This window comes from Ferrimonas sp. (assembly GCF_048263965.1).
Classification (GTDB): Bacteria; Pseudomonadota; Gammaproteobacteria; order Enterobacterales; family Shewanellaceae; genus Ferrimonas.
In genome coordinates this window covers 23,868-44,428 of the sequence record NZ_JBLXDO010000020.1, presented here as the reverse complement: position 1 = coordinate 44,428, position 20,561 = coordinate 23,868, and the positions used below count along the sequence as shown (strand labels likewise).

12 protein-coding genes are annotated in these 20,561 nt (G+C 58.1%); 8 read left to right on the top strand and 4 right to left on the bottom strand.

Annotated features, from left to right (window positions below; genetic code table 11):
* Positions 1–92: 92 nt before the first annotated feature.
* Positions 93–1,127 (bottom strand): DcaP family trimeric outer membrane transporter, encoded by a 1,035-nt coding sequence (locus ACN0RV_RS15535; protein WP_417349028.1) that lies wholly within the window; start codon positions 1,125–1,127, stop codon positions 93–95.
* Positions 1,128–1,559: 432 nt separating this feature from the next.
* On the opposite strand from ACN0RV_RS15535, the gene ACN0RV_RS15530 reads away from it, so the two are divergent.
* Positions 1,560–5,021 carry a PAS-domain containing protein gene (locus ACN0RV_RS15530; protein ID WP_417348963.1) on the top strand — a complete coding sequence of 1,154 codons (3,462 nt, stop codon included), beginning with the start codon at positions 1,560–1,562 and terminating at the stop codon, positions 5,019–5,021.
* Positions 5,022–5,040: 19 nt separating this feature from the next.
* On the opposite strand, the gene ACN0RV_RS15525 is transcribed toward ACN0RV_RS15530, so the two are convergent.
* The gene (locus ACN0RV_RS15525; RefSeq protein WP_417348961.1) at positions 5,041–5,682 is read right to left on the bottom strand and encodes a response regulator; all 642 of its coding nucleotides are present in this window, start codon (positions 5,680–5,682) and stop codon (positions 5,041–5,043) included.
* Between the two features lie 380 nt (positions 5,683–6,062).
* On the opposite strand from ACN0RV_RS15525, the gene ACN0RV_RS15520 reads away from it, so the two are divergent.
* The 4 genes from ACN0RV_RS15520 to ACN0RV_RS15505 all read left to right on the top strand — a co-directional run bounded on the left by ACN0RV_RS15520 (position 6,063) and on the right by ACN0RV_RS15505 (position 11,456).
* The gene (locus ACN0RV_RS15520) at positions 6,063–7,088 is read left to right on the top strand and encodes a polyamine ABC transporter substrate-binding protein (protein WP_417348959.1); all 1,026 of its coding nucleotides are present in this window, start codon (positions 6,063–6,065) and stop codon (positions 7,086–7,088) included.
* Positions 7,089–7,227: 139 nt separating this feature from the next.
* Positions 7,228–7,611, top strand: coding sequence for a hypothetical protein (locus tag ACN0RV_RS15515; RefSeq protein ID WP_417348957.1), 384 nt, complete (start codon positions 7,228–7,230; stop codon positions 7,609–7,611).
* 379 nt (positions 7,612–7,990) lie between these two features.
* Complete coding sequence (locus ACN0RV_RS15510; RefSeq protein ID WP_417348955.1) at positions 7,991–9,016, top strand: polyamine ABC transporter substrate-binding protein; 1,026 nt, start codon at positions 7,991–7,993, stop codon at positions 9,014–9,016.
* A 10-nt stretch (positions 9,017–9,026) separates the two neighbouring features.
* On the top strand, positions 9,027–11,456 hold the full coding sequence (locus ACN0RV_RS15505) for a putative bifunctional diguanylate cyclase/phosphodiesterase (RefSeq protein ID WP_417348953.1): 2,430 nt from the start codon (positions 9,027–9,029) through the stop codon (positions 11,454–11,456).
* Between the two features lie 134 nt (positions 11,457–11,590).
* On the opposite strand, the gene ACN0RV_RS15500 is transcribed toward ACN0RV_RS15505, so the two are convergent.
* Together ACN0RV_RS15500 and ACN0RV_RS15495 are read right to left on the bottom strand one after the other, a co-directional pair.
* Positions 11,591–12,637, bottom strand: coding sequence for an efflux RND transporter periplasmic adaptor subunit (locus ACN0RV_RS15500; protein WP_417348951.1), 1,047 nt, complete (start codon positions 12,635–12,637; stop codon positions 11,591–11,593).
* Positions 12,634–15,738 carry an efflux RND transporter permease subunit gene (locus ACN0RV_RS15495; protein ID WP_417348949.1) on the bottom strand — a complete coding sequence of 1,035 codons (3,105 nt, stop codon included), beginning with the start codon at positions 15,736–15,738 and terminating at the stop codon, positions 12,634–12,636. Before ACN0RV_RS15495 ends, ACN0RV_RS15500 begins: the two co-directional genes overlap by 4 nt.
* A 579-nt stretch (positions 15,739–16,317) precedes the next feature.
* On the opposite strand from ACN0RV_RS15495, the gene ACN0RV_RS15490 reads away from it, so the two are divergent.
* The 3 genes from ACN0RV_RS15490 to ACN0RV_RS15480 form a co-directional block, all read left to right on the top strand.
* Positions 16,318–17,013, top strand: coding sequence for a 4Fe-4S dicluster domain-containing protein (locus ACN0RV_RS15490; RefSeq protein ID WP_417348947.1), 696 nt, complete (start codon positions 16,318–16,320; stop codon positions 17,011–17,013).
* Positions 17,014–17,022: 9 nt separating this feature from the next.
* Complete coding sequence (locus ACN0RV_RS15485; protein WP_417348946.1) at positions 17,023–20,073, top strand: molybdopterin-dependent oxidoreductase; 3,051 nt, start codon at positions 17,023–17,025, stop codon at positions 20,071–20,073.
* 150 nt (positions 20,074–20,223) lie between these two features.
* The coding region (locus ACN0RV_RS15480) for a transposase family protein (RefSeq protein ID WP_417349026.1) at positions 20,224–20,561 on the top strand (338 nt) is incomplete at its 3' end.

Here is a 20,561-nt window from a genome sequence, read left to right as displayed (position 1 = left end):
TCCCAAACTCCTGATTCTTGGGTAGGGGCATCCACTGCCCGATTGGGGTAATGCAGTAGTGCGGCGGCGGGAGGCCCCGCCGCCGGAGGGCGTTACAGGGCGTAACGCATGGAGAACTGACCATAGAAGGAGTCTTTGTCGACCTCCTCCATCTTGAACTGGCCCACCTCGAAACCGATGGCCAGCTCCTTAGTGAGGTTCTGGAACAGGTTGACGCCCCACTGGCTGCGCTCAACCTCGGTAACATCGGTCTCTACCCAACCATAAAGCGCGGTAGAGCGCAGGGTGTCGGTCCAGTAGTGGCGATAGGCCGCCAGCCAGGCGGTGGTGTCTTCCACCTCTTCACCCACCACGTCCATGGCGGCGCCGCCGGAGATGTAGCGGCCCAGCTCACCCTGGTGGTACTGGAAGCGGAAGTCGTCTTTACCGAAGGTGTTGATCTTACCCGCAATAGAAGCGCCGAAAGCGGTTTCGCTGCTACCACCCAGGGTATTCAGCTCACGACCCAGCACGGAGACGTTGACGTTACCCCAGTCACCTTTGAAGGTGTACTTACCGATCACGTCCGGCATGGAATCGTTGGAGGTGTCGCCACCGAAGGTCTCGGGGTTCTCCACCGAAACCTGGAAGCCGCCAGCGGAATAGCGAATTTGTCCCTGCCGCACAAAAGAGAGGCCCACCAGGGCACCGGCGAAGTCGGCAGACTCAGGAATGGCGCTGGTGTTCATGAAGGTGGTCCAGGTTTGGCCGGCCAGGATACCTTTGTAGCTCACGAAGGCGTGACGGATACGGGGGCTGGTGGAGTTGGAAATCACCTGGTTGCCACCGGTACCGAAGAAATCCATCTCGATGAAACCGGTCACATCTCCATGGATGTACTTGGTGTTGAAACGGGTCTCGTTGGCAAAAATGCGGAACTGGGACGCGCTCTCCTCAAGTGGAGTACCACCGCCGGTCCAGAAATCCTTATAAGCCACATCCCCGTCGACGTATCGGGCATCCACCTTGATATATCCGCCGAAAATCAGCTTGTCGTTCTCTGACAATTCAATCTCGTAACCGGACAGTGCACTGCCGGAAAAGGCCAGCAGAGAGCCGGCTACTGCGAGTTTGACTGAGTGTTTCATCATCTTCATCCCTTGTTGTAGTGGTGCCTTAAACATCGTGAAAGGCGACCTATCTCACAATTGGGAATAGGTATTAGGTCGGAGGTATTAATACGAAAGTATTAGGGCTTGTTGACCTTTGCTGATTGTTTTTGCGCCAGCACTTGACGATGATGAGTAAAAAACAACTTGTGTCTGCTTGAGATTGCAGTCAGTCCGGGTACTTCAAGGCGCCCTGCGGGGCTGACCTGACGACCACCACTCTGCGTTGTTCGAATTTGACATAGGACCACTATGCCTGCATTCGAACGCCTTGATTGATGGCCATCATTCTCAGCCAAATTCTAACCACCAAAGGGCAACAAGCCCTATGTCCTTCTCAAAGCTGTCGTTACACTGAAGCTGAAACAGGCCTGCGGAGTTTCAGGCACACAAAAACAATAGGGATAGTACATGTTTCCAAACTGGCTCCTGGTGCTGGTCAGCCTGGGCTACATCGGCCTGCTGTTTGTCATCGCCTTCCTCGGGGATCGCTACCGCCACAAACTGGCCGCCCATCAGCACAGTCTGATCTACGCCCTGTCGCTCGGGGTCTACTGCACCTCCTGGGGATTCCTGGGCACCGCCGGTCAGGCCTCCCGCGGCGACTTCTCCTACCTGCCGGTGTACATCGCCCCTATCCTGCTGTTCGTCATTGGCTGGCCCTTTATTCAGCGCATCATCCGGGTCTGTCTGAGACTGAACATCACCTCCATCGCCGATCTGCTGGCGGCCCGCTTCGGCAAGTCTCAGAAACTGGCGGTGCTGGTGACCCTGGTGGCCCTGTTTGGCACCCTGCCCTACATCGCCCTGCAGCTTAAAGCGATCGTCAACTCCTACGAGATCCTGCGGGAGACCATGACCCTGTCCTCCTGGCAGTTGGGGCTGCTGGTCACCCTGGTACTGGCGGGCTTTACCATCATCTTTGGGGTCAGGGCCATCGACGTCACCGAACGCCACCCTGGGGTAATGGTGGCCATCGCCTTTGAGTCACTGATCAAGCTCATCGCCTTTCTGGTGGTGGGGCTGTTTGTTTCCTTTGTGGCCTTCGACTCCCCTGCGGAGATCTGGCAGCGGGCCACCGCAGCGGCGGCCCAGCCCGCATTCACCGGCAACAGCCTGGTGTCCATGTTGGGGCTGACGGTGATCGTGGTGTGTGCCTTCCTCTGCCTGCCCCGGCAGTTTCAGGTCACCATGGTGGAGCTGAAAGACCCGGAACAAGCCAAGATCAGCCGCTGGCTGTTTCCCCTCTATGTACTGGTATTTGCCTTTTTCGCCGCCCCTCTGGGCCAGGCCGGCGCCCTGCTGTACGGCGACTCCATGGCACCGGACGCCTATGTGTTGTTCCTGCCTGCCTATCACGGTCATCTCTGGCTGAGCCTGCTCAGTTTCCTCGGGGCCATCTCCGCCGCCAGCGCCATGGTGATCATCTCCACCATGGCGCTGAGCATCATGCTCAGCAACGAAGTGGTGTTCCCCGCCCTATTCCGCCGCAGTGCCCTGGAGGAGACCGATTTCCTCAGATTCAGGGCCAGACTGCTGATGGTGCGCAAAGGCCTGGTGCTGGTGGTGATCTCCCTGGCGTTCGCCATGTTCCTGGTGGCCCCGCCACATACCCTCTCCTCCCTTGGAGAAGTCGCCTTTGGTGCCATCGCCCAGATTGGCCCTGCGCTGTTCGCCGCCTTCTGGTGGCGCAAGGTGAGTCTGGCCGGTGTGGTCTCCGGCATCGGCGCCGGATTCGGCATCTGGCTGCTGTTCAACCTGGCCCCACAGCTGGGGCTCTATGCTCACCCCATGGAGGGTTCGCCTTTTGGAGCGACCACCATGGCTACCTTGTTGGGACTGGTGGTGAACATGGGGATGATCTGGCTGATCTCCGCCCTGAGCCGACAGACGGTCAAGGAGCAGATGCAGATGGAGCTGTTCTTTGCCCGGCCGGACATCCATGAACGTCTGCCCATCAAGGCGGGGCGCATCGATCCCAAGGAGCTGGAGCTTCTGGCCGCCCGGTTTGTCGGTCACGACAAAGCCACTCAGGGTTTCGACCTTTACTACCGCAACCACCCCAGGTTCAGAGAGGGGCGACAAAATGCGGACCAGGAGCTGGTGCTCTACACGGAAAACCTGCTGGCCACGGTAATGGGCTCGGCCTCGGCGCGGCTGGTGATCTCCTGTGCCCTGCAGGGACGGGATATCGCCCTGGATGAGGTGGCCCAGTTGATGGATGAAGCCACCAGCCAGCGCACTGCCCTGAGCCGGGAGCTGCTGCAGAGCGCCATTGAAAACGCCTCGGAAGGGATTTCGGTCACCGACAACAACCATAAACTGGTGGCCTGGAACCGCCGCTACCTCAGCCTGTTCAACTACCCGGAAGGCCTGGTCTATCCGGGCTGCCCCGTGGAAGACCTGATTCACTACAATCTGAGCCAGCTCATAGATGACGATGAGGAGGTTGCACATCAGGTTGCCCGGCGCCTTCGCTACCTTCGTCAGGGTAGCCGCCACAGCTCAGAGCGGCAGCTCCCCGATGGCACTGTGATTCGCATCGAGGGCAACCCCATGCCAGGCGGCGGCTTTGTGATGCTGTTCTCCGACATCACCGTCTACCGGGAAGCGGAAGCGCTGCTGACCGAGAAGAATCTGGATCTGGAATCCCTGGTGTCTGAGCGCACCAACAAGCTGGCCATGGCCAATGAGCAGTTGGCCCGCTCCAACGCCAAACTGGACGCTGCCCGGGAGCAAGCGGAATCCGCCCATCGCCAGAAAAGTCAGTACCTCAAAGCCTGCAGCCACGACCTGCTGCAGCCGCTGTCCGCAGCCCGGCTGTTCTCCTCCACCCTGATGGAGGAGGGCGGCCTCTCTCCCAACCAGAGAGCAGGCCTGGAGCAGATCGACCGCTCCTTGCAGGTAGCCAATGAGCTGCTGCTGGATCTTAACGCCATCACCAAGATTGAAAGTGGCACCATAGTGCCCAAACTGGAGTCCTTCCCCCTACAATCCCTGCTGGACTCCCTGGTCGGCGAATTCGGCGCCCTGGCCCCCCGCTATCAGGTCACCTTGCGGGCGGTGCCCTGCAGTGCCTGGGTGCACAGCGACAAACAACTGCTCCGGCGGATTCTGCAAAACCTGCTCTCCAATGCACTCAGGTACGCCAGTGGCGGCAAGGTGCTGCTGGGCTGCCGCCGCGGTGAACAACTGGAGATCCAGGTGCTGGACAATGGTCCCGGCATTCCCGCAGAGAAGCAGCGGCTGGTGTTCGAGCAATTTACCCGCCTGGAGAGTGGCGGCCCCAATGGCCTGGGACTGGGACTCAATATCGCCCAGGGGCTGAGCCAGCTGCTGGGACACACCTTGTCTCTGGACTCTGAAGCTGGCCAGGGCTGCTGCTTCTCCCTGGCACTGCCGCCCGCCCGCCCTCAGGCTCAGGCCGCTCCCACCAAGACCAGCGCCTTCACCCTGCAAGGGGTTCGGGTACTGTGCATCGATAACGATCCGGCGGTACTCGCCGGCATGGAGAACCTGCTCAACAGCTGGCAATGCAGCGTCTTTGTCGCCGACAGTCTAGCCAGCGCCGAGGCCCTGCTTGAGAGCCGCCATGGCGAGATGGACATCATGCTGGTGGATTACCAGCTGAACAACGATGAGGACGGCATCTCGGTGATGCAGCGGATGCAGCAGCTCAGTGCCCGGCCCCTGCCCGGCATCCTGATCAGTGCCACCACAGACGAAGGGGTGGTCAACCGGGCCAAAGAGGCGGGCTTCGGGTTCCTGCGCAAGCTGGTGAAGCCAGTTGCCCTGCGGGCACTGATGAGTGCCACCCTGGTCAGGGAGCTGCAACAGAACTATGGTCAGGAGCTGGATACCCAGAACAGCTAAGTCCCGGGCGAGCATCTGGTCAGCTGACCGCCCCCGGTTGCAGTTGCTTCATGGCAATCACCGCCTGAGTGCGGGTTCGCACCCCCAGCTTGAGAAAGATCGCACTGGCGTGGGCCTTGATGGTGGCTTCGGAAAGGCCCAGCTCCTGGGCAATCTGCTTGTTGAGCAAACCATCGGCAAACATCATCAGAATCTTGTGCTGGCGGGGGGAGAGACTGGCGATCTTCTCCTCGACGCCATCACTGGCGCCATCGCTCAGGTCCGTCCCCTCGGGCAACCACTGCTGACCGGACATCACCGCTTCCACCGCCTCTATCATTCTGGGAACAGGTTGAGATTTAGGCACGAAGGCAGCGGCTCCGCAGCGAACGCTCTGGGCGATGGTGCGATTATCCTCCTGGCCCGAAATGATGATCACTCCAAGCTCGGGGTATTCAGAGCGAATCTGCACCAGGGTATTGAAACCATGGGCATCAGGAATGTTGAGGTCGAGCAAAAGCAGGTCTGTATCACCATGCTGCGCCAACAACCCCTTCAACTGGCGCACCGACTCCCCCTCCAGCACTTGGGAATTGGGAAACTGTTTCTCCAGAACAGAGAGAAGGGCCTGACGAAACAGCGGGTGATCGTCGGCAATGATTATTTTTTCCGGTTGAAACATATGGCGTCCTTGTGGGTGCACTCATGCCACCTCGCCCAAAGGCAGGCAGATTACGTTGGATACCCCAGGCGCCGGTGCACCTATCCATGGCGTAACAGATTAGTCAAAGTGTATCGGATTCACCGATTCCGGCCATTAGACCTTTAGTGAATTCAACATTACCGTTACAGCCGAAGTTAACCTAATGCCTATTAGATTCCGATTCAATACCTTAGTAAGCATGAGCCTCGCCCGCCTGGTGGCTTCTCATCGGGACTTCCTTCCACCACTGAATCCATTTCAAAGTTTTCGATAATACTCTTAGTTCAAGGTATAATTTTCTGTTTGACACGCCCTATGCAGAGACACCGTCCCTGTCAGACCAAAACCAAGTCGAGGTTATGCTTAATCGAACTCTTCCAGTGCTCACCCTGGCGCTGCTTCCCGCCCTCGCCTATTCAGGTGAAGTGAAGTTGCTGACTTGGGAAGCCTACCTCTCGGATAAGGTGGTTCATGCCTTTCGCCTGGAAACCGGCCACCGGGTTGAGCAGTTTTTCATCAGCTCCGACTCAGAGCGTAATGCCATGTTCGATGCAGGCGGTGCCACCCTGTTTGATCTGGTCATGGCCGACAATGGGGCTACCCAGGCATACGCCAAACAAGGGCTCATTCAAAAGATGACCGGGATGGTTCCCAGCCTGGCTCACATCGACGCAGACTGGCAACAGGCTTGTGGTGAGTTTGGCGCAGCCTACAGCTGGGGAACCCTGGGGATAGCCTACCGCCAATCCTTTGGAATACAGATTGACTCCTGGCAACAACTGTTTGTACCTCCAGCCCCCTTCCAGGGAAAGGTGGTGACAATGACCGACTCCAAAGAGTTTACTGCCGCCGCCCTGATGGCTCACAGTTTCAGCCCCAACAGTTCGGATCCTCGGGAACTCCAGCGTGCCTTCGAGTTGATGCGGGCTCAGAGACAACATGTTTTGGCCTATGACTATGGGGTCTCCTATGCCCTCAGTTGGCAAAAGGAGAGCGAGATGGCCATGGCACTGGCCTACTCCGCCGATGTGGAAGAGATCATCAGCGCCACTGGGCAGAAAGACTGGACCTATGTGGTTCCCAACGAAGGAACTCTCCTGTGGGTCGACTGTTGGGTGATCCCCTCAGGCCGTGCCGTCAATAAGGCCACCCTGGACTTCCTGGAGTTCATAAACCGCCCCGAGATTGCCGCCCTCAATGCTGAACAGGCCTGGTTCCCCACACCTATCGGTGCCGCCAGGAAACTCACCTCGGACGCTCACAAGGGGGATACCGAACTCTATCCTGGCACCGACGTCATGAAGAGAAGCGTTCTGCTCCATGACAGGCCTGAAGAAGCTGAACGCCGTATCTCGGAGGTCATCGACAACCTCAAGAATCAGTAACCCGCTTTCAGACCCTCTGTTCCGCACAGCCTGGTGAGTGTTCTGATAGGCTGATCACACCCCCTGATTAAAAAGTCGTCGACCCTAAATCACTTATACATATAATAACTTCAGGTTATCCCTGAAATGTGGGGGCGCGATGAACAGGATCTCTACCCTTCTGCTGCTTTCCCTGCTGCTCTGTGCGAAGGCCAGCGGTCACCCAGTGTTTGCCGACGCCATGAAGCAGCAACTGAGGCTTCAAAAGGTGGAGTGCGTAGCCTGTCACGGCAAAGATGGGCAGTACCACCTGAGAAATGGTTTGGGACTGAGGTTTGAAACCGAACTGCCTAAGAGCCTGACCTGGCAATACCACTCCGTCCTGGCCATGGGCGACCCTGATGCCATTCGTTCCCAGGAGAGCGCCATGGCTAAGAGTTTCTCCCTAATTCTGCTCAAAGTGGGGCAGCACCCCCTGGGTGACACCACCTTAATGGACCAGATAAAGGCGGGCGATCTGGAGGGTATTCACCCCTACAGATAAACAGCCTCAGCCGACTTGGTCAGCCACGGAGGCGATCATTGGAGCAATTTGTTTCATTTATTGTATGAGATGATAACCACTGAGATGTTCCGCTCCCATATAGCACTCAAAGATGCCACCTCAATTGGCTAGAAATTAATTGGCTACATATCAATTACTTGTTTTCTAGCTGTGCACTGTATTAAGCACAGCGCCTGATGACGCCAGACAGTGTCCCACTCTACCAGGCACCCTTCACACGCCGTTTTTCGGACCTTGAACACCAATCACATGTGTACAGAAATCGACAGAACAACTAAGCTCAAAAAGGGCGAATTTTTCAAAGACTTTTGCTTATTTTGATAGCAAGAGGCTCCTCTTAAGCGACCAAGGATAGGTTATGCATAGAATGTCTCTCCCCCTGAGTGCAACCCTGTTTCTGGCACCCCCTTTGGCCATCTCAGACGAGGTGAGACTGCTCACCTGGGAAGCCTACCTGTCAAAGGAGGTGATTGCCGCCTTTGCCCAACACACAGGACACAGTATTCATCAGGTCTTCATCAGCAGCGATACTGAGCGCAACGCCATGCTGGCGACGGACGGAGGCTTGCTGTTTGACCTGGTGATGACGGACAGTAATGCAACCCGAGCCTACGCCCAGGATGGGCTGATCCAACCTCTTGGCAATAAGGTTCCCAACGCCGGACACATCGACCAAAGGTGGCAACAGGCCTGTGGAGATTATGGCCTGGCATACAGTTGGGGCACACTCGGAATTGCCTACCGCAGCTCCCTGGTCCCTGGCATCAACAGCTGGAAGCAGCTGTTTTCACCGCCCCCTCCCCTCAGAGGGCGGGTGGTGATGATGGCAGACATCCACGACTTCACCGCCGTGGCCCTGATCGCGGCGGGTTTCAACCCCAACAGCGCAGAACGCAGCGAACTGCAAGCGGCCTACGCACTGATGCAAGCGCAGCAACAGTATGTCCTGGAATACGACTATGGCCTCTCTTACGCCATCAGCAGACAACAGAGTAGCCAGATGGCCATGACCATGGCCTACTCGGCGGATGTCGAGGAGATCATCGAGAGCACCGGACAACAAGACTGGGTGTACCGGGTTCCCGACGAGGGAACCATGCTCTGGGTCGATTGCTGGACAGCCCCTGCCAGCCACCCTATCAAACCTGCGACTCTGGCTTTTCTTAACTTTATCAATCAGCCAGAGATCGCCGCCCTAAACGCAGAGACCACCTGGATGCCAACCCCCATCTCCAGCGCCAAGGCATTAACCTCCAGGGAGCACAGAGAAGACAAGGAGCTCTACCCGACGGAAACCATAACGAGTCGCAGCGACGTGTACCAGAACCTGCCGAAAGCAGCCATCGACCTCAGGGCCAAGATGGTCGCCACCATCAAGGAGTAGGAAGGCGGGTATGCGACTGAACCAAAGGCTTAACTGGACCCTACTCCCGGTGATCACCGCGGTATTTGTGCTGGCCGCGCTGTTGACGGTCAATCAGACGGTCAACAACTCTGAAGCCTACATAGAACGCAGTCTGGCGCTGGAGCTGGAAAATTATCAGAAGCGCCTGGTTGAGCAAGCCACCCTGATGGACAACAGCCTGAGGCTTCTCCTCAGCTATCAAGTTGTCAGGTCTTTGCGAGAATCCAACATCAGTCGGACCGGCAGCCTTTCCCTGCAGTACCTGGTTCAGCAGTTTCACTCTGGCCTGAGCCAGATACTGCCTAATCTGGAAGTTGTTCAGCTCTACTCACCCAAGGGGCAACTGTTGGTGTCGGCAGACAACCGGGATCCATTCGCCCAGCCCTATCAACTTCAAATCCCGGAACATTTGCAGTGGTGGCGGGGCAGCGGGCTCAGTCCGCAAGAGAACACAGCATTCTACCTCTACCGAGGATCAGAGAGTGAACACTACCTTGTGATGCTCAAAGGATTTGTGCCCGGTCTGACTAATATCCGAAACAGCCGCCAGCTTTCTCCAGAATCCCGGTTCTATGCGGTGATGACACTGAAACTGGATCAATCTCTGACGTTGCAGGGAACCATCCGTGAGCCTTCATCCACGCTATCGGTTGATATTGCCCCTACAGCCCCTGACACCTGGGTCACCAGCGGCGACCAACCTCTCTCCACCCTTTTCCAAGGAGAGATCTCTCAAGACAAAGACACGGCCTTCAGCCGCACTCCCATCTATACCGTCCATTTGATTACCGAAGATGGGGTAGCCTGGCGGGACAGCCAGCAGATCGTAAAATACGAATTACTGCTTTTCTTCTGCTCTCTGCTGCTCACCTATGCGCTGCTCAGAGGTCTGATTCACCACTACGTTATCGCTCCTGTCCTGACCCTGGCAGGTCAAGTAAAGCGGCATAAAAAGCTGGGACACCCTTTACAAATGTCGCCGGGTCGCGACGAGATCTCTCAGCTCAACAATGCCTACGTTTCTCTGCTCTCCAATGTGAATCAACTGGCCAGTTATGATCCTTTGACAGGATTGGCAAATCGCCGCAACTTTCAAAAAACCTCTCAACAGATTCTGGATAAAGACGGCGAAGCCGGTTTACTGACGGCATTGCTGTTCATCGATCTGGATAACTTCAAAAGGGTCAACGACAACTACGGCCATGAAACCGGCGATGAGTTGCTCAAGGAGTACGCCCTGCGACTCCAGGAGGTGGTTCGTACCTCGGATCTTGTTCTCCCTTCGCCCAAGAAACTGATGCTGGCACGACTGGCGGGTGATGAGTTCGCTCTGGTGCTTGGAGGACTGAGAAAACCGGGAAATGCCGTCGCCATTGCCCGGCGAATTCTGGGGCTGACCAAAGATGGTTTGGTGATCGACCAGGTCAAGCACCGAGTTCATGTCAGCCTGGGTGTCGCCCTGGCCCCCAGAGATGGCCAGGATCTTATCGCCTTAATGCACTGCGCCGACACAGCCATGTATCAGGCCAAGGCAAAAGGAAAAGGCCAATGCATTGTGTACAATCCAAACCTCGCCCAGCAGCAACAGACTCGTCTGCGCATCGAGCAGGCTCTGCAGGAGGCGCTGGAACAGAAACAGTTCTACCTCATGTTCCAGCCGATCTATTTCAGCCGCAACATGCAGCTTTCCGGCTTTGAAGCCCTGATTCGCTGCTCCCACCCCGATCTTCAGGAGATTGGGCCGGATGAATACATCCCGGTAGCCGAGTCCAATGGGCTGATTCGCCAGATTGACAACTGGGTCATGGAGGAGGGGCTCAAGACGTTAGCAATGCTTCGGGAGTCTTACGGTTTTGACGGTTCCATGAGCATCAACCTCTCTGCCATTGAGCTTCAAAACCGGGAGTTACTGTTGAAACTGAATGGGCTCCTCACTCGACACACCATTGCTCCCAATAGGGTGGAGTTGGAGATCACCGAAACCATGCTGGTTGATTGGGACGAGACCACAGAACAGTTACTGAGTGAGCTCAAAGCGATGGGTATTGGCGTAGCGCTTGATGATTTTGGCACCGGCTTTACCGGCTTCAAGCAGCTTTTCAAACACTCTGTCAGTACCCTCAAGATCGATCGCAGCTTCATCGGCGAACTGGATAGGGGCGATGGGCACACTCGCCCCCTGGCGGAGATACTGCTTGAACTCGGCTGTATCTTTAATCTGGATACGGTCGCCGAAGGGGTGGAAACAGAGACTCAATTCACCAGGCTCAGGGCCCTGGGCTGCAACCGCCTGCAAGGGTACTACCTATCAAAACCACTGACGTTGGACGACGTTACCCAACACCTCAGTGAACAAGGCTATGAAAGAATTGGCGAAGAGGCCCAGGAAGACACCAACAGTCCTCCTCTCCTGAACTGATCCCTGGCCCCCTTGGAGCCTCCGTTAAGCCAATCAGATGCGCAGGGCGCACGTTGAACGGGTGCTCCCCCAGGTAACACCTCGATTCTTAGAAAGAACAAAGGCGAACTGCAGGGTATCTTCCCTCCAGATACTCAGCTGCGGCTAGCCTGTACCCGCACCTTCTGCCCCTCACGCAGGCGCTCGGCGCCGCGCACGGCCACCTGATCACCCGGGGCCAGTTCCCCCTCAACCGCCACCCAGTCACCATCGCCATGCCCCACCTCGACCAGTCGGCGATGCGCCACGTTATCCTGATCGATCATCATCACGTAGGAACCCTGACGACGCAGAATCAGGGCATCACGATGCACCGCCAGCGTCTGGCGGGCCTGCTGCACCGGAATCGCCACCTTCACCAGTTCACCCGCCGTCAGATAATGAGCACTGTCTGCCGGTAGGGTCATTCTCAGCTCAATGGTCTGGGAACGGGGATCCGCCGCCGGAATGATGGCGCGGATGGTGGCCTGGGTCAGCCTGCTGTCACTCAGTACCTGCAGCGGGCGCCCCTTGTCGATGTTGTTCATGTACTTCACCGGCACATGCAGATGCACCTCCAGGTTGCTGGTGTCCATCATCCTCAGCAACAGATCGGCGCGGTTTACATCGGTGCCCTCCCGCTGCAGTCGCTCAGTGATCACCCCATCAAAGGGCGCGCGGACATTGGCCCGGGCCAGCTGGTCATTCACCTGCTTGAGCTTAAGCTGAGCAATCTCCAGATCCGCATTGGCCAACTCATAGCGGCTGCGGTTTTCATCCAGCTGAAACTCAGCGGCATTATTCTGAGCTTGCAGGGTCACCAAGCGTTCCAGCTCCCGCTTCAGGTAACGCAGGTTGATCTGGGCGCGACGAATACGCGCCTCCTGCTCCAGCTTGGCCAGTTCCAGGGGCAGGGTGTCCATCTTCACCAGCAGCTCACCCTGGCTGACCAGGGTGCCGGGCTCCACCACCCAGGTCAGCTGGCCACTGACTCCGGCGGTAATGGCGATGTTATGGCGACTGTGTACCGTTCCCAGCAACTTGGCGGTGGGAGACAGGTCGGTATGGCGCACCTCGGCCACCTCGACCGGTGTCGCAGGCGGCTCATTGGCCACAACCCCAAAGCTGAGCAGGGCCAGCAGCAGTAGTTTCAGGTGTTTCATCCTCTCGCCTCCAGAGGCGCCGCCACTGGCTGGCCCTCGTCACTTTCTTGTTTAGAGTGTCCCTCCCCCATTCTCAGCAGGGCGGGAAGCAAAATCAGGGTAAACAGGGCACTGATGGCCATGCCTCCGACGATGACCGTGGCCAGGCCCCGGTAGATCTCCGATCCAACTCCTGGCATCAGCATCAGTGGCAACATGCCAAACAGGCTGGTCAGGGTGCTCATATAGACAGGGCGAGCCCGGATACGTACAGCCTGGGCCACCGCTTCTTGACGGGTAAGCCCCTCGGCCTCACCCCGGCGGGTCTGGTCCACCAGCAAAATGGCGTTGTTGACCACCAATCCCAACAGGATGATAAAGCCGATCATGGTCAGCAGATCCAGAGACTGGAAGGTCACCAGATTAAGCAGAGCCAGGGCGATCACCCCTCCGCCGGTAGCCAGGGGCATCACCAGCAGCACCAGCAGGCTATCCTTGGCAGATTTGAACAGCGCGGTCATCAACAGGAACAGAATCACCAGCGCCAGGGCAAAGTTCATCAGCATCTCATCGATGGCTTCGGCCATTTTGTTGGCGTTGCCGCTGAGTTTGATGGTGGCATTGGCCGGCAGAATCTGACGCATCTCGGGTAGCACACTGTCATTGAGCTTGGCCAGGGCCTCCTCTATGGACATATCCTCCGGTGGGGAGATCTCCAGACTGATGGTGCGCTTACCGTCCACCCTTCTGAGCTGGGTCGGCCCCACGGTACGCCGAACGTCCGCCAGCTCTCCGAGGGTCTGCAAACCTGCCAATGGAGTGTGCACCGGCAGCGCCGCCAGTTCCTCCGGGGTACGCCATTCGCTGCCCCGCAGGATGACGTTCATCCTGTCGTTACCATCGAAATACTCACTGATAAACAGGCCATCGGTGTAAGCGCGCACCGTGTTGGCCACATCGGCCCGGCTCAGACCCGCCTGGGTGATGCGCCGATCGTTGGGGATCAACTGCAACTCTGGCTCGGCAATGGCCAGTCCGGGCACCGGTCGGGCGCTGACCCCGGGCATGTTGGCCTGAATCGCTGCCAGCCCCGCCTGGGCCGTATCAATCAGTTGCTCCAGCTCCGGTCCCTGAATATTGACGCTGATGGAGCGGCCATTGCCGCCGCCACTGACGTTGATCATCGAGCCACGGAATAGGAACACCTGGGTGTCGGGCAGCCCTGCCAGGATCTCCTCCTGCACCACCGCCATCAGCTCCTCCACATGGGTGGGGTCCGCCGAATAGATAAAGCCGCCGCTGAACCCGGCCCCGAAGGAGTAGAAGTTGTAGCTCTTGATGGCGGGCTGGCGCTCACCGCTGAGGTGGGGCTGAATCCGCTCACGCACCAACTGGGCCATCTCCCGGTCTACATACTCCAGGTTGCCTCCCGGTGGCAGGCTGATGTTGAAGAAGAAGCCGTCGATGGGGGCCCTGGGCATAAAGTCGGTCCTGGGTATCAACAGCAGGGTCACTGCCGCCGAGCCGCCCAGCAGGCCGGCAATCCACAGGGTGCGTCGCAGCGGTGTGCGGGTCAGGGTCATCACCAGAGCGGTGAGCCTGTGCCAGTAACCCTGGAAGGGGTCGTTGTCACTGACCCCCGCCAGCCAGTATTTGCTGGCAATGGGCAAAACGGTGATGGCGGTAATCAGGGAGGCCAACACCGCAATGGAGAGGGTCAGAGCCAGATCGGAGAACAGCTGCCCCTCTATCCCCTCCATGAAGAGTATGGGCAGGAAGATGGCCACGCTGGTGGCGGTGGAGGCAAACAGGGCACCGGTCACCTGCACCGCCCCCCTGAGTACCGCCTTATGGCTGGCCATCCCCTCGTTGCGCAGGCGGACGATGTTCTCCTGAACGATGATCGCCGCATCCAACACCAGTCCCACTGAGAACGCCAGACCGGCCAGAGAGATCACATTGAGGCTGCGATCAAACAGGCTGAGCCCCAGGAAAGCCACCATGATGGAGATGGGAATGGTGGTGGCGATGATCAGTGTGGTCCTGATGCCCCTTAAGAACAGCCACAGGATCCCCAGGGCAAGCAACACCCCCAGGCCCAGGTTGCTCTTCACCAGGATCAGGGCGTTACGAATGTGCACCGAGGAATCGAAACTAAGATCGATGGCCAGTCCCGCCTCGGCCAGGGGGCCGGCATTGAGTTCATCGATGGCCCGGTTCACCTCATCCAGCAGGGTAACGGTGTTGGCGTCGTTGGCCCGGCTCAGGGTGATGTAGTAGGCTGGCGAGCCGTTTCTCAGGGTAAAGCCAAAGCGGTCCACCAGAGTATCTTCAACGGTGGCGATGTCCTGCAGGTAGATGGGCCGGTCGTTCTGATAACCGACAATCATCTCACTGAGGTTTTGTACGTCATACTGACCGGCAAAACGCACCGTGTACTGACGACGCCCCACATCGGCAAAGCCGCCGGATACGTCCGAGGCCCGGGCGATGGTCTGGCTGATCTGGCCAACCTGAATCCCCATGGCGGCGGCCGCGAAGGGGTCGAAACTGATCCTCAGCTCCCTGGGACGTTGGGAGTTGAGGTTAACCTGGCTGATCCCCTGGATGCGGGCCAGCCTGGGCTCAACCACATCCTCAATCAGCTTCTGATAATGGTCAATCTCCTGCACCGGATTGTCCGGCAGGATCTTCACCAGCAGGGACGCGGCATTGGGGCCATCGCGACCACCGCCCACCGCCACCCTGGGCTCGAACGCGTCCAGCGGTAGGGGCGGTGCCTGATTGAGGTTGTTGATCACATCCAGCATTGCCTGCTGCATGTCGGTGCCGACGTCGAAGGTGAGGGTGATGTTGCCAAAACCACTGTTGATGGTGGTGGTCACATCCACCACCCCGCGGGTGTTCTTAACCACATTCTCCTGGGGCTCGATGATCACCGATTCCAACTCCTCCGGGGCGGCGCTGCGCCAGCCGGTGGAGATGGTGATCTGCGGCTGCTCAATATCCGGGGTCAGCTGAATCGGCAGCTTCAACATCGCCAGGATGCCAAACAGGGAGATCAGCGCCACGATAACCAGCACGGCGGCAGGATTTTTCAGTGAGGAGCGGGAGAGGTTCATCGCCATGGTCCGAAAATTTTTCGCTCAAGTATACTGGCACCGCCCCCGGGAGTTGTTATAAAAGTGTTTCAGAATTTAAGGTGCTGTGTCTCACCCGGTCTCACTACGTACACCAAACCGATGAAAACGACGAAATTAATAGAATTTATATTTGTCTCGCAGAAAGATTTTATTGAGTCCAGTCACGGTATTTATATCCAGATTTAGTTTTTTCTATTATGGATAATATCAGCCAAGCTATATATTGAGTTTCAGAAGTTAAATTTTCTCCCTTGTGAAAATTAACTCACCTTAAGTCAAGTGCTCAAACTGGTGGGGTTTCCGCCAAGACACGCGCAAAACCGCATAAGCCGGGGCCGAGCAAGGCAACCTTTCATTAACACCAAACGGAAATAGATTACATTGCACTATCCGCAAGACACGATTTTCACTATTGGAAAGATGGGAGCACCCCTACAATACAACGCTTAAAATATAGCTAATGCTCCCCTCTTAATTCCGTTTCAACTATTTTATTCCCTGCCCAGTTTCTCTTTATTCCGCCTTGCCAAGTTGGCCGGGCATATTAAAGGACCTCTTATGTTAGACAGACGTTCATTACTCAAGATGGCGGCAGGGAGTGCGGCTCTGACCCTGATCCCCAGCACCAGCCTGCTGGCCCAGACCCAGGGTAAGCGCATGGCCATGGTGTTCGACGTTCGCCGTTGTACCGGTTGCCTCTCCTGCAGCGTATCCTGCTCCATCGAAAACCAGGTACCCGAAGGCCGAGCCCGTACCCGGGTGACCCAATCCTCTGTGGAGACCGCTGACGGCGTGGCCACCCTGGCGGTGCCCAACCAGTGTAACCACTGTGAGAAACCCTCCTGCGTCGAGGTGTGTCCCAAGAACGCCACCTACAAGCGCCCCGAAGATGGCATCGTGGTCATCGACTACGACAAGTGCATCCACTGTCAGCGCTGTGTTAAAGCCTGTCCCTACGGCGCCCGCCGCAAGGATCCCAAATACAAGACCGCTCCCGAGAAATGTAACTTCTGTGTGCACCGTCTGGAACAGGGCCTGCTGCCCGCCTGTGTGGAGACCTGCATCGGCGAAGCCCGGGTATTTGGCGATCTGAACGATCCCAACAGCGAAGTAGCCAAGCTGGTTCGCGACAACAAGGTTTACGGCATGCTGCCCGAGTCCGGCAACCTGCCCAGCATCCTCTACATCGGCCTGCCACAGCCCAGCGATGACAAGAAGATCCTGAAACTCAACCACCTGGAATGGCAACGATAGGAGATGACGATGGACAGAAGAAGCTTTATCACCCGCGCCGGCATCGTCACCGCTGCGGCCGCCACCGGCACCGCCTGCAGCTCCACCCCCAAGGGAGGCGAGCCAGCGCCATTGAACGTGGCCAAGAGCAACACCCGCTTTGGTAACCCCCTGCCTACGGAAGCCCAGTTGGGTGCCAACGGCAAGCTGCACAAGACCCCAGGCATCCGCACCATGTACACCCGTTGCTTCACCTGCAACAACATGTGTGGCCTGCGGGTGCGCATCGACGAAGCCAGCGACAAGGTGCTCAAGGTAGGCGGTAACCCCTACTGCGAGATGAACTCTGGCTCTCCCCTGCCCCTGAGCATGCCGGTTCGTGACAGCTATGCCGCTCTGGCAGGCAACACCGGCCTGGAAAACCGCGCCACCACCTGTGGTAAAGGCGCCAGTGGCGTTGGCTGTGTGGACGATCCACGCCGTGTCACCCAGGTGCTCAAGCGTGTGGGCAAGCGCGGCGAAGGCAAATGGAAAAGCATCAGCTATGAGCAGGCCCTGACCGAGATCCTCGAAGGGGGCGACCTGTTCGGTGAAGGCCACGTGGATGGCCTCAAGGCAATTCGTCAGCTGGATAAGCCCGCAGTGCCCGGCTATCCGGAGTTCGGCTCCGCCGCCAACCGCCTGCTGGCCACCTTCGGTGAAGAGGATACCCTGCGTGGCAGCCTCTACGCCCGCTTCATGCGTCAGGCCTACGGCACCGTGAACCTGGTGACCAAGCACGCCTACTGTGGTGCGCCAACCGGCATCGGCTATGGCATTGGCCTGGCTCCCGGCCTGGAGCCCGGACTGGGTGACATCGACTGGGATAACGTCGAATACGCCATGTTCCTGGGTACCGCCCCAAGCGCCTCCGGCGCCAGTCTCAACCTGCTGGGCCGCAACCTGGCAGACGCCCGTGTCGAGCGTAACCTCAAGTACACCAGCGTCGATCCCCTGCTGCGCACCGAGGTGGCCAACGACACCCGTGCCCAGTGGCTGCCCATTCGCCCCGGCCGCGACGCCGCCTTTATGATGGCGCTGATGCAGGTGATGTTCGCCGAGAACTGGTTTAACGCCGAGTTCCTGGCGATTCCCAACGCCGACGCCGCCAAGGCTGCCGGTGAAGTGAACCACAGCAACGCCAGCCACCTGGTGGTCACCGACGCCAAGCACAAGGACCACACCCTGTTCGCCAAAGCCTCCGACTTCGGCGTGGGCGGCGACGAAGCCATGGTGGTTGAGAACGGCAAACTGGTTTCCGCCAACCTGGCGAAGAAAGCCGATCTGTTCGTCGACGGCCTGTTCACCGACGTCAACGGCAATCAGGTTCAGCTCACCTCCTCCCTGGCCCTGCTCAAGGCCCAGGCCAACCAGGCGCCTCTGGCCTCGCTGTCTGCCGACTGCGGTATCCAGCAGTCCCAGATCAAGCAGGCCGCCAGGGACCTGACTCACCATGGCCGCAAAGCCACCGTGGTCACCAACTCCGGTGCCAACAGTGGCGACGCCATCATGGTCGGCTGGCTGGTGTCCACCATGAACACCCTGATCGGCTCCCACGACGCCAAGGGCGGAACCCTGTATGCCAACGGCGCCTACTGGGGCTTCGAAGGCAACTACAACCTGGGCGGTTTCGATGGTGAGCTGGATGTCAGCGCAGACATCAACATCTGCCGCTCCGGTGCCTATGAGGACTCCACCGAGTACAAGCAGAAGGTGGCCAAGGGTGAAAACCCCTACCCCGCCAGCGACATGTGGCACAACCTGGTGGCAGGCTATGCCTCTTTCAACGCCGCCGAGGCACTGACCGCCCACACCAACGCCAACCCCTACACCGCCAAGGCCCTGTTCAACTGGCGCAGCAACGCCCTGTACAGCGCCGCCTCCATCAGCAACGATGTGGAGAAGGCACTGGTGGACACCGACAAACTGCCGCTGTTTGTCGCCATCGACTGCTACATGAACGAAACCAACCGCTACGCCGACTACTTCATCCCGGATCGCGTGATGTACGAAGAGTACGCCGCCGACCGCATGTGGGGTGCGTTCAAGCTGGGTGTGGTCGCCGGTGCGCCTCTGGTGACCCCGCGTACCCCCAAGAACGCCAAGGGCCAGCATATCTGCATGGAGCAGTTCATGATCGATATGGCCATGGCCATGGACTTGCCCGGCTTCGGTAAGGGGGCCATCCCCGCCGCCGACGGTCGCAAGGTGGACCTGCTGACCTTCGAAGACTGGCATTCGCGCTACCTGGCCAACATCGCCGGCCAGTGCAGCAAGCTGCCTGAGGTATCCGATGAGGACCGTGAGTGGGCGGCCCTGGAGTACTCCATGGCGCCTCTGCGTCCCCGCCTGACCGGCGAGGAAGTGGCCAAGGTGGAAGCCCTGCTCTCCCGCGGTGGCTACTATGAGGAGGCCGAGCGATACGACGGCGACTTCATCAATGGCGGCGGCGGCAAGTTCCTGCAGATCTACAACGCCGACATGGCTCAGCTGCGCCACTGCCACTCTGGCGAGCGTTATCCTGGCGTGCCCTCCTACGAAGCCAAACGCTTCTGGAACGGCGACACCTGGGAGCAGCACTGGCCTGAGAAGGAGTTCCCGCTGCTGTTCTCCAACTACAAGCCGACCCTGCGCTCCAACTACTCCGCCGCGTTTGATCGCTGCGCCGAGGTAACACCGCAGAACTTCGTCTACATGAACATCGACACCGCCGCCGAGATGGGGCTGACCGATGGTGACAAGGTTCGGGTGGTCTCCGGCAACGGCACCCCAGCCGAAGGCGTGCTGCAGGCGGACTCCGGCGTGGCCAAAGGCTCCGTGTGTGTGTCCCACTGCTTCGGTCACAAGAAAGCCTATGGTGCAGACACCCGCATAATCGACGGCAAGGTCATCGAAGGCATCGCCCGCCGTGGCGGCGGTACTGCGGTGAATCAGATGATCCCCGCCGATCCGACCCGTCCCGGCAAGGTCTCCATGCTCAATGACTACTACGCCGGCACCAACTGCCGTCAAGGCATTCCAGTAAGAGTGGAAAAGGCGTAAGCCTGACCCGTTTTTGCTAGCGCAAGAGCCCTGCTTTTCAGCAGGGCTCTTTTTTGGTTCTTCGCACATTAGCGGGAACTAGATACGAAAACGGCTGGAAAGGTTATTGTGTAGTCGCCAAACAAACACCATAACCACCAGCCGTTCTCAATGCCGAAGCTTACCTTGCCTATCTCACCGTGGGAAGGGTTTTCCCCCACCCACACCGAGCTCCACCACGATACCCTTACTATCCATTTAACCCCCACGAGCCCTGGTCGATGTCGCTGTGGCCAAGTTGTCAGTCAGATTCACGATGTCACTCCCCGCACGATTCAGGAGCGTGAGGCTTTCGGTTTCCAGACTTTGCTGTCTGTACCACTGCGCCGACTCCGCTGTCCTAATTGTGGCGTGGTCACTGAGAGTCTCTCCTGGCTGGAGCCTCATGCTCGCCAGACCAATCGACTAATCCGGTACGTCGAGCGACTGCTAAAACTGATGCCTATCAA

Coding starts and splice junctions, on each gene's coding strand:
- ACN0RV_RS15535 (WP_417349028.1), bottom strand. CDS start 1,127: ATGAAACACTCAGTCAAACTCGCAGTAGCCGGCTCTCTGCTGGCCTTT.
- ACN0RV_RS15530 (WP_417348963.1), top strand. CDS start 1,560: ATGTTTCCAAACTGGCTCCTGGTGCTGGTCAGCCTGGGCTACATCGGC.
- ACN0RV_RS15525 (WP_417348961.1), bottom strand. CDS start 5,682: ATGTTTCAACCGGAAAAAATAATCATTGCCGACGATCACCCGCTGTTT.
- ACN0RV_RS15520 (WP_417348959.1), top strand. CDS start 6,063: ATGCTTAATCGAACTCTTCCAGTGCTCACCCTGGCGCTGCTTCCCGCC.
- ACN0RV_RS15515 (WP_417348957.1), top strand. CDS start 7,228: ATGAACAGGATCTCTACCCTTCTGCTGCTTTCCCTGCTGCTCTGTGCG.
- ACN0RV_RS15510 (WP_417348955.1), top strand. CDS start 7,991: ATGCATAGAATGTCTCTCCCCCTGAGTGCAACCCTGTTTCTGGCACCC.
- ACN0RV_RS15505 (WP_417348953.1), top strand. CDS start 9,027: ATGCGACTGAACCAAAGGCTTAACTGGACCCTACTCCCGGTGATCACC.
- ACN0RV_RS15500 (WP_417348951.1), bottom strand. CDS start 12,637: ATGAAACACCTGAAACTACTGCTGCTGGCCCTGCTCAGCTTTGGGGTT.
- ACN0RV_RS15495 (WP_417348949.1), bottom strand. CDS start 15,738: ATGAACCTCTCCCGCTCCTCACTGAAAAATCCTGCCGCCGTGCTGGTT.
- ACN0RV_RS15490 (WP_417348947.1), top strand. CDS start 16,318: ATGTTAGACAGACGTTCATTACTCAAGATGGCGGCAGGGAGTGCGGCT.
- ACN0RV_RS15485 (WP_417348946.1), top strand. CDS start 17,023: ATGGACAGAAGAAGCTTTATCACCCGCGCCGGCATCGTCACCGCTGCG.